Source organism: Paenibacillus rhizosphaerae (assembly GCF_014192015.1).
Taxonomy (GTDB): Bacteria; Bacillota; Bacilli; order Paenibacillales; family Paenibacillaceae; genus Paenibacillus_AQ; species Paenibacillus_AQ rhizosphaerae.
Window position 1 is genome coordinate 1,622,411 of record NZ_JACHXJ010000002.1, and the last position, 14,780, is coordinate 1,637,190.

At 44.5% G+C, this 14,780-nt stretch carries 13 protein-coding genes and 1 pseudogene; 11 read left to right on the forward strand and 3 right to left on the reverse strand.

The window, feature by feature from the left end; all coding sequences use genetic code 11:
• Positions 1 to 2 precede the first annotated feature (2 nt).
• The 6 genes from FHS19_RS15995 to FHS19_RS16020 all read left to right on the forward strand — a co-directional run bounded on the left by FHS19_RS15995 (position 3) and on the right by FHS19_RS16020 (position 7,729).
• Positions 3 to 2,441 carry an alpha-mannosidase gene (locus tag FHS19_RS15995; protein WP_204797533.1) on the forward strand — a complete coding sequence of 813 codons (2,439 nt, stop codon included), beginning with the start codon at positions 3 to 5 and terminating at the stop codon, positions 2,439 to 2,441.
• 183 nt (positions 2,442 to 2,624) lie between these two features.
• Positions 2,625 to 3,422 carry a DeoR/GlpR family DNA-binding transcription regulator gene (locus tag FHS19_RS16000; protein WP_183582745.1) on the forward strand — a complete coding sequence of 266 codons (798 nt, stop codon included), beginning with the start codon at positions 2,625 to 2,627 and terminating at the stop codon, positions 3,420 to 3,422.
• Positions 3,423 to 3,485: 63 nt separating this feature from the next.
• Positions 3,486 to 4,676, forward strand: coding sequence for an N-acetylglucosamine-6-phosphate deacetylase (nagA, locus tag FHS19_RS16005; RefSeq protein WP_183582746.1), 1,191 nt, complete (start codon positions 3,486 to 3,488; stop codon positions 4,674 to 4,676).
• A 465-nt stretch (positions 4,677 to 5,141) separates the two neighbouring features.
• Entirely contained in the window at positions 5,142 to 5,438 is a 297-nt protein-coding gene (locus tag FHS19_RS16010) for a hypothetical protein (protein WP_183582747.1), read from the forward strand.
• A 418-nt stretch (positions 5,439 to 5,856) separates the two neighbouring features.
• On the forward strand, positions 5,857 to 6,717 hold the full coding sequence (locus FHS19_RS16015) for a protein phosphatase 2C domain-containing protein (protein WP_183582748.1): 861 nt from the start codon (positions 5,857 to 5,859) through the stop codon (positions 6,715 to 6,717).
• A gap of 253 nt (positions 6,718 to 6,970) precedes the next feature.
• Entirely contained in the window at positions 6,971 to 7,729 is a 759-nt protein-coding gene (locus FHS19_RS16020; protein ID WP_183582749.1) for a formylglycine-generating enzyme family protein, read from the forward strand.
• A 351-nt stretch (positions 7,730 to 8,080) separates the two neighbouring features.
• Here FHS19_RS16020 and FHS19_RS16025 read toward each other — a convergent pair whose 3' ends face one another.
• Positions 8,081 to 8,731, reverse strand: a complete 651-nt coding sequence (locus FHS19_RS16025) for a nitroreductase family protein (RefSeq protein WP_183582750.1) — start codon at positions 8,729 to 8,731, stop codon at positions 8,081 to 8,083.
• A gap of 121 nt (positions 8,732 to 8,852) precedes the next feature.
• Between FHS19_RS16025 and FHS19_RS16030 the strand changes: the two genes are divergently transcribed.
• Positions 8,853 to 9,233, forward strand: a complete 381-nt coding sequence (locus FHS19_RS16030; protein ID WP_183582751.1) for a helix-turn-helix domain-containing protein — start codon at positions 8,853 to 8,855, stop codon at positions 9,231 to 9,233.
• An 822-nt stretch (positions 9,234 to 10,055) separates the two neighbouring features.
• On the opposite strand, the gene FHS19_RS16035 is transcribed toward FHS19_RS16030, so the two are convergent.
• Positions 10,056 to 10,943 carry an aminoglycoside phosphotransferase family protein gene (locus tag FHS19_RS16035; RefSeq protein WP_183582752.1) on the reverse strand — a complete coding sequence of 296 codons (888 nt, stop codon included), beginning with the start codon at positions 10,941 to 10,943 and terminating at the stop codon, positions 10,056 to 10,058.
• Between the two features lie 327 nt (positions 10,944 to 11,270).
• Here FHS19_RS16035 and FHS19_RS35680 point away from each other — a divergent pair.
• The 3 genes and pseudogenes from FHS19_RS35680 to FHS19_RS16045 all read left to right on the forward strand — a co-directional run.
• Positions 11,271 to 11,468 (forward strand): annotated as a pseudogene (locus FHS19_RS35680) (phosphotransferase); the annotation flags it as partial.
• Between the two features lie 30 nt (positions 11,469 to 11,498).
• Positions 11,499 to 11,753: a cold-shock protein gene (locus FHS19_RS34880; RefSeq protein WP_376771911.1), complete on the forward strand. Its 255-nt coding sequence runs from the start codon at positions 11,499 to 11,501 to the stop codon at positions 11,751 to 11,753.
• A 218-nt stretch (positions 11,754 to 11,971) separates the two neighbouring features.
• Positions 11,972 to 12,910 carry a phosphotransferase gene (locus FHS19_RS16045; RefSeq protein WP_183582753.1) on the forward strand — a complete coding sequence of 313 codons (939 nt, stop codon included), beginning with the start codon at positions 11,972 to 11,974 and terminating at the stop codon, positions 12,908 to 12,910.
• Between the two features lie 187 nt (positions 12,911 to 13,097).
• Here the strand turns inward: FHS19_RS16045 and FHS19_RS16050 are convergent, their stop codons facing one another.
• Positions 13,098 to 13,301, reverse strand: a complete 204-nt coding sequence (locus FHS19_RS16050; protein WP_246426585.1) for a hypothetical protein — start codon at positions 13,299 to 13,301, stop codon at positions 13,098 to 13,100.
• Positions 13,302 to 14,372: 1,071 nt separating this feature from the next.
• Between FHS19_RS16050 and FHS19_RS16055 the strand changes: the two genes are divergently transcribed.
• Positions 14,373 to 14,660: an aldo/keto reductase gene (locus FHS19_RS16055; RefSeq protein ID WP_312887247.1), complete on the forward strand. Its 288-nt coding sequence runs from the start codon at positions 14,373 to 14,375 to the stop codon at positions 14,658 to 14,660.
• Positions 14,661 to 14,780: the final 120 nt, after the last annotated feature.

A 14,780-nucleotide genomic window follows, 5' to 3' on the forward strand; every position in this document is an offset into this window, starting at 1 on the left:
TCGTGAAATCAAATACGAGTACGCAGAATAAGCTGTACATGATCGGCAATGCCCATCTGGATCCGGTGTGGCTCTGGCCGTGGCAAGAAGGCTTCCAGGAAACGAAAGCGACTTTCCGTTCTGCGCTTGACCGAATGAATGAATACGACGATTTCATCTTTACTTCCAGTTCCGCTCAGTACTACGAGTGGGTCGAGAAGAACGATCCGGCGATGTTCGAGGAAATTAAATTACGCGTCGCCGAAGGTCGTTGGGTCATTGTCGGCGGCTGGTGGGTACAGCCGGACTGCAACATTCCGAGCGGTGAGTCCTTCGTCCGTCAAGGGCTGTACGGGCAGCGTTATTTTAAGGAAAAATTCGGCGTTACCGCCAAGGTTGGATACAATGTGGACAGCTTCGGCCATTTTGGCATGATGCCGCAAATATTGAAGAAAAGTGGCATGGATTATTATGTGATGATGCGTCCGATGCCGAACGAAAAAGGGCTGCCGGGGCGGCTCTTCAAGTGGGAATCCGACGATGGATCCAGCGTGCTGACGTTTCGTATTCTGTTCGAGTATTGCTCCTGGAGTAAAGATCTCGAGAAGCATATCCGGCGCTGTGAAACGGAACTTAGGGCGCCTTTCGACCAATTGATGTGCTTTTACGGCGTCGGGAACCACGGTGGAGGTCCCACGAAAGAAAATATAGAGAGCATCAAGCGGATGCAACTCGAAGATGAAACGGCTGAGCTTGTATTCAGCTCCCCCAATGACTTTTTTGCGGAAATGGAAGAGCGTCAATTACCGATTCCGGTCGTACATGACGATCTTCAGCATCATGCCAGCGGCTGTTATGCAGCACATTCGGGCGTCAAACAGTGGAATCGCAGGGCAGAGAACCTGATGGCTGCCGCCGAGAAAATGTCCTCGATTGCTTCCTGGACGACAGGGCAGCCGTATCCCCAGGATTACGACCGTGCCTGGAAAAATATTTTGTTTAATCAATTCCACGACATATTGGCCGGCACAAGTATTGAGTCAGCCTACGAAGATGCCCGTAACGAATACGGCGAGTCCCTCGCAATCGCGGCAAGAGGGCTTAATTATGCAGTGCAGTCCCTTTCGTGGAACATTGATATTGAAGAGGAAGAGCATATGAAGCCGATTGTCGTCTTTAATCCGCACGCATGGTACAGCCGGGTGAACGTCGAAGTCGAGGTTGGCGGTCTCAAAGACGAGCATATCCTTGTGGACGACGAGAGCAGGGCTGTCCCGTTCCAAAGCGTGCAGCCTGCCGCGACTTGCAGCGGGCGCACCCGCTTGAGCTTCATTGCTGAGCTGCCGTCGCTCGGTTATCGTGTATACAAACTGACGATGAATCCGTCCGTGCCGAAATCGTCCGCATCTCCCATTCAAGCGAGCGATTACACCTTGGAGAACGACCGGTTTCGTATGGAATTCGATCCTCAAACCGGGTACATTGCATCGCTGATGGATAAACGAGCTGGAGTCGAGGTGTTTCGAGATTTAGCGGCGAGACCGGTTGTTATCGAGGACAAGACCGATACGTGGAGCCATAACGTGTTTCACTTCAACCGGGTCATCGGGCAATTTAAGGCTGAAAGCATGCAGCTGGTTGAGCATGGACCGGTCAAATCTGTCATTCGGGTAAAGAGCGTCTACGGGAATTCCCGCCTTGTGCAGGATTTTACGATGTATCGGGAACTGGACCAGATTGACGTCAAAGCGACGATCGATTGGCGGGAGCAATTCAAAATGTTGAAATTGGTCTTTCCGGTAAATTTTATTTTTACCAGACAATCCTACGAGCAGCCTTACGGCTTCATTGAACGCGAGCATAACGGCGAAGAGGAGCCGGGTCAAGCGTGGATCGATTATTCCGGTATAACGAGAGAACATAACACCGTTTATGGCGTTAGTTTAATGAACGATTCTAAATACAGTTACAGCATTCATAACAAAGAAATGGCAATTACGATGCTGCGAAGTCCGATTTATGCGCATCACGATCCGCTAGTTCCATCGCCGAACGGACATTATTCATTCATAGATCAAGGTATTCAAATCGTTCATTATTCCATTCTGCCGCATGAAGGTAATTGGGAGACAGCAGGTACGGTCATGCGTGCCGCCGAACTTAACCAGCGCCCGATTACCGTCATCGAAACGTATCATAAGGGCAGCTTGTCGCAGAGGGATTCGTTTTTGTCGGTTGACCAAGATCAGGTCGTGGTAAGCGTATTGAAAAAGGCCGAGGACAGTGATGACCTGATCCTGCGCGCGTATGAAACGACGAAATCGGCTACCCGTGCGGTGATCAGGCTGCCGAAATGGAATCGCATCATTGAGGCGGACTTCGGCCCGTGCGAAATCAAGACGTTCCTTATTCCCAAAAACGCGGATGCTCCAGTCCGGGAAACCAATTTGATCGAATGGTAACAACGGCTGGCGTAACGATAACTCTTCGCTGCCATTTGCGTTCAATGTCATGCCGTTTGGGAAATCTCTGATTTTGGTATAAGGCTGTCGATCATTTGCAGTCCACCCTTCATCGGGTATGATAGAGTCAGGTCTATTTTCCTAAGTGAGGAATCGGCAGGATGAAATCAAGGAGGGCAAGTAATGATCGTTAAGGAAAGGCGCAACAAGATCAAAGAGCTGCTATTCAAGGAACACAGTGTGAAGGTATCCGACCTGGTGCGTGAATTTAACGTATCCGAGGAGACCATCCGGCGCGATTTGAATCAGTTGGAACGTGAAGGAGTATTAGTCAAAAATTACGGGGGCGCCGTTCTGGTAGATGAGCTGCACGTGGCGGTCAATCAGATCGCCCCCGTGCAAGTCCGAAGATTCGAGCATTTCGAGGAGAAGGATGCCATCGGTGCCAAAGCGGCATCCCTTGTCGAAGATGGACAAATCGTCATTCTTGACGCAGGTTCGACGACATGGTGCGCTGCAAGCCATATGAAGCATCTGAAAGATCTCACGATCGTCACGAACGGCATTAATATCGCGGAGGAATGCGCAAGTTCGGAAGATGCGAAAATTTTTCTTCTTGGCGGTCAATTAGTTAAGAAATCGATGAGTCTCGTCGATCCACAGGCAGAGTCAGAACTGCAAAATTACGCTGCAAATGTCGTGTTTTTGGGCACTTCGGGCATTTCGATTAAAAAGGGATTTACGAGTTCAGATCTCTATGAAGCCGAAATGAAAAGGGCGATGGTCGGGACGGCCCAGAAAGTCGTTATCTTAGCGGACCATACCAAATTTAATCGGCATGCGCTCATCTCGTTCAGCAGTTTTCAGGATGCCGACATTCTCATTACGAGTGAGTGGACGGATGACTCTGTACTGAAAGTCATTGAGCAGCAGGGCGTGGAAGTCATGGTTGTACCAGTTGGAAGAGAACGGATGCCATGAGTGGCCCAGGTATAACCAGGAATCGGTTGGTAACCGTTTCGGAATGAAGGGAGGACACCATTCATGACAAGCTGGAAAATTTACAATGTACAGGTGGCATTGCCGGATCGGATTGCAGATCATGCGACGGTCTGGGTGGAGGAAGGCCGGATCACTGGTATTCAGGAACATACCCCAAGCGGTACCATCCGTTTGGAAATAGGGGAAATACCTACGGCATTGTGCGAATCGGTCGATGGCCAAGGACAACTGCTGATTCCCGGCATGATTGACGTTCATATTCATGGAGCAAACGGTTTTGATATGATGGACGGCATGGAATCGAGTATTCAGGAGGTGTCCCGTATTTGTGCGCTCACCGGATGCACTTCGTTTCTGGCTACATCCGTCACTTCCTCACTCGAGGATTTGATGTCCATGATTCGAAGTGTAAAGCAAGTTGCCGGGAAGGAAGTTGGAGCACGGATAGCAGGCATCCATTTGGAAGGTCCGTACTTAAACGTTAAACGAAAAGGTATGCAAAACGAAAAATACCTTCGGCATCCTGATATCCAAGAGATGGCGCATATCTTTAAAGAAGCGGGCGATCTTATTCGGATGGTCACGATTGCGCCAGAGCTGCCCGGCGGGATGGAATTGCTTACGTGGTTGATAGATCGAGGCGTCATCGTGGCATTGGCTCATTCCGACGCGACCTATGAGGAGGCCAAGTTGGCGTTCCAAGCCGGCGCGAGCCACGTGACACACTGTTTTAACGGGATGAGGCCTATTCATCACCGCGATCCCGGCCTGGTCGCGGCCGCATTTGAAGAGCCTCATGTTAGCCTGCAGGCCATCGTGGATCATGTACATCTTCATCCTGCTATTGTTAGGCTAATGCATCGTTTAAAAGGGGCGAGTGGAATGGTACTAATCACCGATGCTCTGCAAGCCATGGGACTTGGGGATGGCGTTTACCAGTTTGGCGGCCATGAAGTGACCGTTACCGACGGGACGGCAAGACTTAAGGACGGAACGCTCGCTTCCAGTACGGTAACGATGAATGAAGCGCTTAAACATACCGTAGAGCTCGGAATATCGCTAACCGATGCCGTGCAGATGGCATCCATGACCCCTGCCAGGGTGCTTGGGCTAGACCAAATCGGCAATATAGAAATCGGCAACAGCGCTGACCTTGTCCTATTAAATGAGAGATTCGGCGTCGTTTGGACCATGATTGGCGGGCGCGTGATACACGATGAGCATCATATTTAATGGTAATCTATTCAAATGGCAGGAGGGAGCCAGGAAACGGGCGTTTCATTAACAGTTAAGCTGATTCAACATAAGAAAATCGGGATGTATGAGGAACGTCCACTCACGGCGACAGTCCGGATTTTTTTATGTGGTATAAGGAATTTCTGATGCCAGAGACGGAGAAGTATATATATCTGGAGAATACACATCGGGAGCCTCTGGCTGACGATGTGCTGGCAGTACGTCTTTTAAATAAGTTGTTTGATTAAGAGGAACATCCCTCGTCATCCCGTTGACGCGGGATGCTCCTCTTAATCATATAGTTTAACAATGTTAATATATATTTTTCCTCGGTTCCAACTTGAGTATAGAATGAAATTTAAAGGGACATTGTAATCCAATATCCAAGTACAAGCCCGCCAACACCGCGGCTTTTGCTCACTATTTTATATTCTCATTAAGCTAATGGGAAACAATAGCTCAATGAAGACTTTTGAAGGCAGCAGTTTTTTTGATCGGCTGCTTTTTTCATTAAGACATCGGGCAGGTTATCGTTACATTGAGCATAAAGTGGCACTGGAAGGTTTATTCACAGTCAAGGGCGAGGATAATTATGACAAAGTGGACTATGAATCCTTTTCAGCACTGGTGATTTTTACTTTGTTGAATCAGTTAATTTTCTCATATATCTACCACGTATCGGAATGGACAGTAAAAAGTCAAGCTGAGTGGGCACCAACACGAGCTTTTGTAGCCATAATGAATTACCATCTTGAGTAAAATTGGTTACCCACGAGTTTGCCGCAAGGCAAGTTACAATTAATTTGGGCTCGAAGGTCTGCTTTGATTCAACTGAAGAGGGTGTCCCAAAAGTAAACCTTGGAACACCCTCAGCAACAAAATAGGATGTTTGAAGATGATCATGTGTCGAAGGACAAGAATATAGTCCCATTGAGAGTCGCTATTATAGCGGCTTTTTTGTTTTATCGGAACAAGTTCTTGTCCCGAGTCGAGGACAAGAACTTATTCCGATTACCGTAATGGACAAGAACATAGACCGATTACCGATTAGATAAGTATCCCAACAGGGTACCCATGCAAAAATTCATTAAGCTAACGGGCAGGATCGTTACAATACTTGGTAAAAGGGGAAATGGTAAAATAGGTTGAGGATATTACAAAATAATATGAGTAAGGAGTGAACAACTTGTTTGTTACTTATGAGGAGATCACCAGGAAAGGCGTAGGGGTACTAAATGAGGATGCCATTATTACGCATCCGAAAGCAAATTTGTATGGAGTTTTGGACGGTGTATCTTCCTTGGTACCCTATCTGAACACCAAAAAGGAAACAGGCGGTTTTACTGCCGCGAATCTGGTAAAAAACTACTTCGAATCTGTTACTGATCCTAGAAGACTAATGGACCACATGATTGAGGTGAATGATCTTCTTAGGGAACAAATGGTGTTCGCTAATATTGATCTGAGGAAAAAGGAAGAACTATGGGGAGCAGCATTGGCAATTGTTCGTATTCAGGATAATGGTGTGGAGTTTATACAGACAGGGGATTGCATGATTCTGGCTGTATATGAAGATGGGGAGGTTCGCCCATTAACATGGAAACAAGTTTCTCACTTAGAAGCTCCAGCATTCGCTAAATGGCAGGAAGGAATCACTAAAGGCTTAAATAGCCAGACAGAGCTTCATGAAACCGTTATTGATACAATAAGAAAGAACCGATACCGCGCTAATACAGATGGTGGTTACGGCGTCTTAAATGGGGAAAAGGATGCAGTTCGTTTTTTCGAATACGGAAAAATTAATCCGACGTGTTTAAAACATATCATTTTGTTGACTGATGGGATGTTTGTACCAACAAATATCGTGCCCGAACAGAGTTCGTATTGGAGCTTTGTTGCGCGAAGCATATTGAATAAAGGTATAAAACTATATACTCAAGAATTAATAGAACTTGAAGAATGCGATCCTGAGTGTATTCAACATATCCGCTTTAAGAAATCGGACGACAAGACAGCAATGGTGATTAATTTTCATTAGCAGCTGCGCTAACGGGAAACGATAGTTGAATAACCGACAAGGATGAAGCTGCCAATTCTAATCGGCAGCTTCATTAAGCTAAGGGGCAGTTTACACTAATGATTACAAGAAATATACGCTTTGCTTATATAGGGTGATGGTCATGAAGACGTACAAAAGAAAAGTTGGTGGCTGTATCGACGAGTTAAGCAGGATAATATAGTTTCTGGTTGGAATTAGTTGGCGATAAGTTAGAGTGGAGGTCAATAAGACTATGGAAAAGTACGGAAGTGACAACGCACGATTCCTAAATGAAATAATGGATTTGATGGTACCCATAGAAGGCGGATCAATTGAACTACGCGATTATCGTAATACGGATCAATGGCTAAGTTCTGATTACACTTTATCTAACCCAGGAAGTAGTAAAAGGGCTATAACATGGACTGAAACTTTAGAGCCTTACCATGTAATGAAGTATCCAGTAACACAGCAGTTGTATCATTTTGTCATGCATGAAGAAGAAATAGATACGATTGTGAGTAAGCTGCCAGTTACGGAAGTTTCGTGGATCGAGACTATTGCCTTTTGTAATGAATTATCGAGAAAGCTTGGCAGGACGGAATGCTACACAGTTACAAATGAAAGTGAGAACACCATATACAACAAAACAGCGAATGGATTTCGATTACTATCAGACGCTGAATGGCAATATGCATGTAAAGCAGGAACAACGGGATATCGGTATGCAAAAATTGATCAAATTGCATGGTATCAAGAAAATTCCAATGGATCTGTTCATAAAGTAGGACAGCTGCTCCCTAATCCATGGCGACTTTACGATATGATTGGTAATGTCTGGGAGTGGTGCTGGGATTTATATGATACAAAACGATATGGGAATTATAGAGTTTTCCGGGGAGGCAGTTGGGCTGAAGTGGAGAACAATTGTGGTTCTACGAGTAGAAGGAAAAGTATGCCCAATTTTAAAATAGATGATCTTGGTTTTAGAATAGCACTTACAAATCTTTGAGATATAAAGGCTATGCTGAGTAAGTCCTGCGAATCTTACAGGCCGTAAGTTACTGATACGTTTAGAGAATGGTGATACACCACTCCGAAGTTTACCGCTGGGCAATTGTACGTTATGTCGTTACGCTAGCGGGGAACGATAGCTCAATGAAGACATTTGAAGGCAGCCGCCCCAAAAGCCGGCTGCCTTTTTCTTAAACTAACGGGCAGGATAGTGTAATTGTAGATTCGAAATTATTTAATAACTTATTTTCTTCAGTTACACATCAGTGGCCCGTCTACTTAGGGCAATCAACGGCGCTTGAGGGCATAGAAGTATCGGTTTTTGATTTTAGACTTTAGCAATGGTTGATTATGCCCAAGTAGTAATCGTTTCAACGGGCAGGCGGTAAGAAGGATAGCCTTCTTTGGCTGCTTTTCCGATTGAGATCAACATGACCGGTTGGAACCGGTCTTTATTAAGACCAAAAACTTCAGCAATTCGTTCCTTATCATATCCGGCCATCGGGTTAGTGTCATATCCATGGGCGCGTGCAACAAGCATGAGTTGCATGGATACGAGACCCGAGTCAATCAAGTTCATGTCTCGTAGGTCGGATGCGGACATGTTCGCATAATAGGGTTTCGCTTGTTGCAACTGCATGTCCATGATGTCCTGTGGCATGTATCCATGTTCCACAGCTTTGCCAAAAATCTCGTCAATATATTCAATGTTGTTAGCATCGTAAAATACCGCAATGACAGCCGCGGAAGTCAGAGTTTGCGTCTGGTTGAAAGATGCCAGCGGTGCAAGTTTTTCTTTGCCTTCAGCGCTGTCTATGACAAGGAAACGCCATGGCTGCATGTTAATAGCAGAAGGGGCGCGGGTAGCTTCCGTCAATATTTCGGTCATTTCCTCCCGGCCAATGTTCACTTCCGGATCGTAGACTTTAACCGAACGGCGCTTCAAGACGATTTCATTGAAATTGTTACTTTCGTGGAATTTGCCGGTGATTGTGCTCATGTAGTGTTCTCTCCCTCATCTATATTAGTTTGTTGTGAGATTCTGATCGCTTAACCTCACTTTGAGGATTGTAAACTATGAAGTATACTTTATAGCAAGAGAAAGCATTGAGGTGATTAATATGAAGATTAGTGAAGTCGCTAAAATGGTTGACCTTCCTATATCAACTATCCGTTACTATGAGAAAATAGGCATTATCACTGATGATTACATTCGGAGAGAACAGAATAATTACCGGGATTATGCTTTAGAAATCACTCATCATCTAGAGGTTGTTAAAAAATGTTTAGCTGTTGGTTTTTCAATAAACGATATAAAAGCTATGATCTCGAAAAATGGGATGTCAAAAGATGATCAAACACGTATCATTAAAGAGAAAATATCTGAAATCGAAGAGGTTCAAAAAAAATTAGAGGATTCCAAAGAAAACCTTTACGACATTCTTGAGTTGGATATTACATGTGAGGATGGGTTCGGAAAATATAAATTAAAAGATACATGAATTGAACTAACAGGTATCGATGGCTCAATCAAAACAAGAAGGCAGCCGATCAACGTAATCGGATGCTTTTGTACGTGTTTCTCCGCCGATACGAGAAAAAACATCGAGAAACCAATTGTTCTCCATGTTACCATGAACGCCATGGAGGGGTAATACCAGCGTAACTGACACCACCCGCAAACACATGGATAAAAATGTAAGACTTTGTCCTCTGACACATATGAAAAAATGTCTTTTAACTTGTAAGACGACAAGAACATCCACGCTTAATAGCCGTGTAGCAGCGGCTTTTTGTGTCTTAACGGTATATGTTCTTGTCAACACCCGACGACAAGAACATATACCATTTGCCGAAAAAGACAATAACATATATGGTTAACCGTGGATGATAAGGATTCCGATTTCAGTTGATGAGCAGGGTTGAAAGAAGTACCGAGTGCGATAAGCTGATGTCCTCAAACGGAGTTTCAAACCTAAACAGGCTTCGGGCATTAAGCTAACGGGCAGGATAGTTGAATCACTTGGCAAATGTCAGACGTCCGTATTTTCTGGATGAATTGGGGATACTGTAAAAAATGAGGATCTCGTCGAGCCGGGCTAAAAAACGAGTGCAAGAATCGAAACCGCCTGGGTTCCTGCCTGCACTCGTTTTTGCATCCTTGAACGTTCGCTCTTGAATCAATTCATATAAGTGTTAAACCAATCGAGCATTTGGCTGGGGGCCTTTGCAAAGTAGGTGTATCCGTCCGCTGTTGTCATTCAACTATCGTTCTCCGTTACCTTAACAATCTAAGCTAAATGAATCTCATAATCACGTATCCGCTATTCATTCTGTAAGATATCGATAACCTTCTTCGCTTCTCTTACAGAGATGGATTCCTTATCTTCTTCCGATGCCCATGTTATTAGTGCTTTCCATAACGCCCAGCCTCTTGCCCTATTTTCCGTTTCAGCGTCAAGGCCTATAGATTGAAGAAACACTTTCCTGCTCTTGTCATCAAAAAAGGTCCATGCCATGGTTATTTCTACTGCAGGATCGCCAACTGCCATTACGCCGAAGTCAATCACACTGGATAATTTGCCATCCTTTACAAGAAGATTTCCTGGATTAATGTCACCGTGAATCCAAACAGGCTTTTTTGTCCATTTTGATGCTGTTGCTTGATGCCATATTTTTAGGCACTTTTCTGCATCTACTGCCCCTCCTAATGTTTCAAGGGCTCCTAAAGTCCACTCGTTGAATTTCCACACTGTAAGGGGACAACCTCTAAAGTAGTTGTGCTCCCCACCAGCAGGACCATTCGATGCGTCGATTTGATGAAGCTCCTTAATAAACCTAGAAAGATCAACGGCAAATTCATTAATATCTGAGATATTGTCTTGCCTTAAGGTTTCTCCGGTAATCCACCTATTCACTGACCAATAAAAGGGATAGCCTTCGTCGGGTATTCCTTTTGCCAGAGGAACAGTAATAGGCAGCGAAAGATGAGGTCTTAGCTTTGGCAGCCATTCAGCTTCTTTCTCAACTTGCGGAGCATGACCTTCGTCTCTAGGCAGCCTCACACTCATCTCATCGCCCAAATGAAATGTAAAGTTGTCATATCCGCCTTTTTCAACGGGTCTGACAGGCAAGTCAGCCCATTTAGGAAATTGCTTTCTTATTAACCTGCGAACTAAATCGGTATTTATTTTGTCAACACTAAAAGACATATAGGTCTTCCCTCCGTGTTTGGTATTTGCACGGAAGGGATCAGTGCAAGTTATTATCCCTTCCATACCTCGAAAATAAATGTATTGCCAACGGATTTAATGGTTTTCACGAAAATCACTCGCTTTCTTAAAGGATAAGTTATTATACAATGATGTATAATCAGCAATCTAGGTAACGAATAATTTAATTCAATTAATCTGCCCGTTAGCTTAATGGCCAACTCCAGTTTAATACTTTATTTTACGGTCTAATACTTTATTTTTCAGTCTACAACTTTATTTTCTTCTAATATCAGGAACAACCGGCTGTGACCTGGCACAGAGAACGCCGTCTTCAGGCTAGGCGACGAATTTGCTGTTCGGCTCTCGCGGCGGGAGGGACCTTCGACACCAGATAGTCGCGAATTTATTTGGCTGCCTAAGCTGGCGCCATTGGTTCCGCTTGAAATCCCCGTACCTATCGCTCAAGGACATCCGGATAGGGATTATCCGTGGTTTTGGGAGATCCATACGTGGGTTGAAGGCGAGACGGTACCGATAGAGGAGATTGATGCGATTCAGGCCGCGCGTGATCTTGCGGCGTTATGGTTCAAAGAAGATAAAGGTTACGGGCGGATCATGTTAGACGGCCAGGACGGTAACCATGTATTTGTTCACTTTAGCGAAATACTACCAGACCCAATTAGGTTACCAAACGGTTTTCGGTGTCTTAAAGAGGGCCAAAAATTTGCATTCGAGCTATTTGAATTTCCGAGTATAGCGGATTCCCAGCGAAGGACAGCTAAGAATGTGAAAATTTTTGAGGATTGAAGGCATCGTGACGTACTTGATGAATGTATGGGTTCTCGGTATTCATCGTTACGCTAACGGGAAACGATAGTTGAATAATCGACCGGGAAGAAGCTGCCGGTGTTGATCGGCAGCTTCATTACGCTAACGGGCAGTAAGGTTTAGTTATAAACGTACTTTCCAAAATAGTATGTGGTAAACTAATCGAAGCTCGACGGTTGAGGGAGATTAAAGAAACTATGGTAGACACTGTTGTTATAAAAGCAGAACAAATTGCAGGCGATTTTCTTCAGGAACAAGTAAAAACATCATATCAGATCATCGGTAAAGGCATCACGAATCAGGTTTGCGTAGTCGAAACGGAGAGCCATAAAGTTGTTGTCCGCATGAATGATAAAGATACATTTCCGGAATTCGTCAAAGAAAAATGGTGTATTGAACAAGCAGCCGCAGTTGGCATTCCTGGACCCGAGGTATTGTCTATTGGCATTGTTGACGAAACCGCATTTATGATTCAAGCCTTTGTTGAGGGGGACAACGGGTTAGACAGTACTGTTCCCAAGACCGATGTTTGGAGGAAGCTGGGCGAATATGCCAAGCTTATTCATTCAATTCAAGTGAAAGGATATGGTGGGAATCTGGTTGATCCAGTCCACGGTGAGTTTCAGTCACCTTCTCATGCCGGATCAGACGGCAGTTGGCAAGGGTATGTGCAGTATAATATCAATTGTTTGACTGAACATGATTGCTTGATCGAGCTTGGAGTAATTACTCAGGCGGAATCGCATAGAGTAAGAGAACTGTTTGAGAATTTGAAGCGTGAACCGTTCCGCTTCGGTTTAGACCACGGGGATCTCTCTATAAAGAATGCTATTGTCAATCAAGCAAACCGAGTAATATTGCTGGATTGGAATGCGGAAGTAAACGTAGTACCCCATGTAACTGTTGCTCGATTGATGCAATACCAAATGCTGGGGATAGAGGAGAGCCCAAACGTTGAAGAATTAGAGGCGTTTATGGACGGTTACGGATTATCTGAAGAAGACCTTTCCGTCACGAGGCATTTTCTGCTATTAAGGGCTTTTGATAACCTCAGGTGGGCTATTGATCGAAGTCCTGATCTGATCAAACCCTATGCTGCGTTTGCGAAACAAGTCATTGACATGATTATGGATTAGCAGAAAATGATCGGTGTTTCTTATCTCAATTCAACCAAGTGTGAAGAACATTACTGAACCGAGGGATGGAACACGATAGTTCAATCCTGACTCCCTAATTTGTTCTTCCTTGGCGGTGGATCGTTAAGCTAACGGGAAACGTTAGCTCAAGAAAAAGGAGTATTCGCCGGCGCCAGCTGCTCCTTTTTTATACTGCAAATTTAAACGTGCAGGTTTCACGCACGTAGAATTCGTCACCGACTTTCACTGCGAAGTCTGTAATTTCAAGGATTTTCCCGCTGCCGATCATTTCTTGGCCGGTAAAGACGGCCACAGGGATTTGCTCTATCATGGCGGTATGGAAATGAATCGGGGAAGTCAGATGCATCATAAATCTTTTGATTTTCATCATGTTTCACCTATCCACGAAATTTCACCATATTCAACAAATAATGGGCAAACAAAAAGGCCGCCCAAAAGGACGGCCGGGAAGAGGAGAAACAGATGTAGCTTATAGGAGCATACCTATATAACCATTTTGGGTAATCTTGGTTTTATTTATACATCTAAACAAAAAGACCCTGCCAGATCACCCAGCTGCCGTGCCTTTTATTATTTAACAATTTGCCAGCAGGTTCTTATAATAAAAAAACTTTGCCCCAACACGCGAGGCAAAGTTTTTTATTTCTTATTTGACGGTTCATTTCTAAATCCATAAAGGGTTATTATTAATCCGAATATAATAGTACCCATTACATAAACCAAAGTGGCACTCCCTCGACCATAAAAATAAACCGCAGCTAAAATCAAGACAACAGACAAAACTAATAAGGTCCACTTCCTGGATGGAGCCTTTTTATAAAGTACCCAGCTAAACACAAAAAATAATATGAATGCGCTAAAAAGAAGCAGAACTACGTATCCACTCGGAATAATATAAATTCTTTTAGCCCCTTTCGGTTATTTTTACACATTATAGCATAAGGTCGTATTCAATAAGGTGTACAACAAAACAACTTTGATATACTCATGCTCATTAAAAAACTGATGAAATAAAAAAGACCTTGCCAGCGCGTAGCCAGCAGGGTCTTCGTCATTCCTGATTTTTGTTGTCCTTGTTATTTATCCGCATAACCTTTTCCCCCTCCGGATTGCTCACGATCCCGAGGACAACGAGTACACCCAGGACTCCGTAAACGGCAGCCATCTTCTAGTATATCTAATGAACATCAAACACCTGAACTCAATAACTCACCGAATTCCTTAAGGTAAGAATATTTTCCTTAAGGAACGTTTGATTTTTTTCAATTCCTCTGTTTTTACACCAAACAACTGCGCAGAAGGCATCTTAAAAATCATAAAATGGCTGCACTTTTTCCAGAGACAACATAGGGCGAATCGATTGATAACCTTCAATGAACGGTATCTTTGTGCTTGGGTCAACTTCCCAAATATATCGATTTAAGGCGCAGCGTTGCTCAAGGTGGCAGATGATGCGGGTATCATCTTCTCGCCTTGGCACCCGGCTGCCGTGCCGTCGGGCGAGGAAGGCAAAAGGTTCCGCGACGTTCTGGACCCCATCGCGGAGAAACATCGCGTCACAATCCAGCAACTCGCCCTAGCTTGGCAGTTGCATCGTTCTCCGCGGATGCTGCCAATCCCCGGGACAACCAGCATTGATCACCTTAAGGAGAATCTCGCCGCAGCTAGCATTCGTTTGGCGCCGGAGGAAGTAGACACCATTACCCAACTTATCCCTGATGAGGATTGAAGCTAAAGACCCACGAGAAAGACCGTCCCCTGGATTAGGGACCGATTTTCGAATAAGAACTTTAGATTTCAACAGAGGTGTTTTCTGAGGTGCTTTAAATGAGCTGCTTGCGCAGCGACG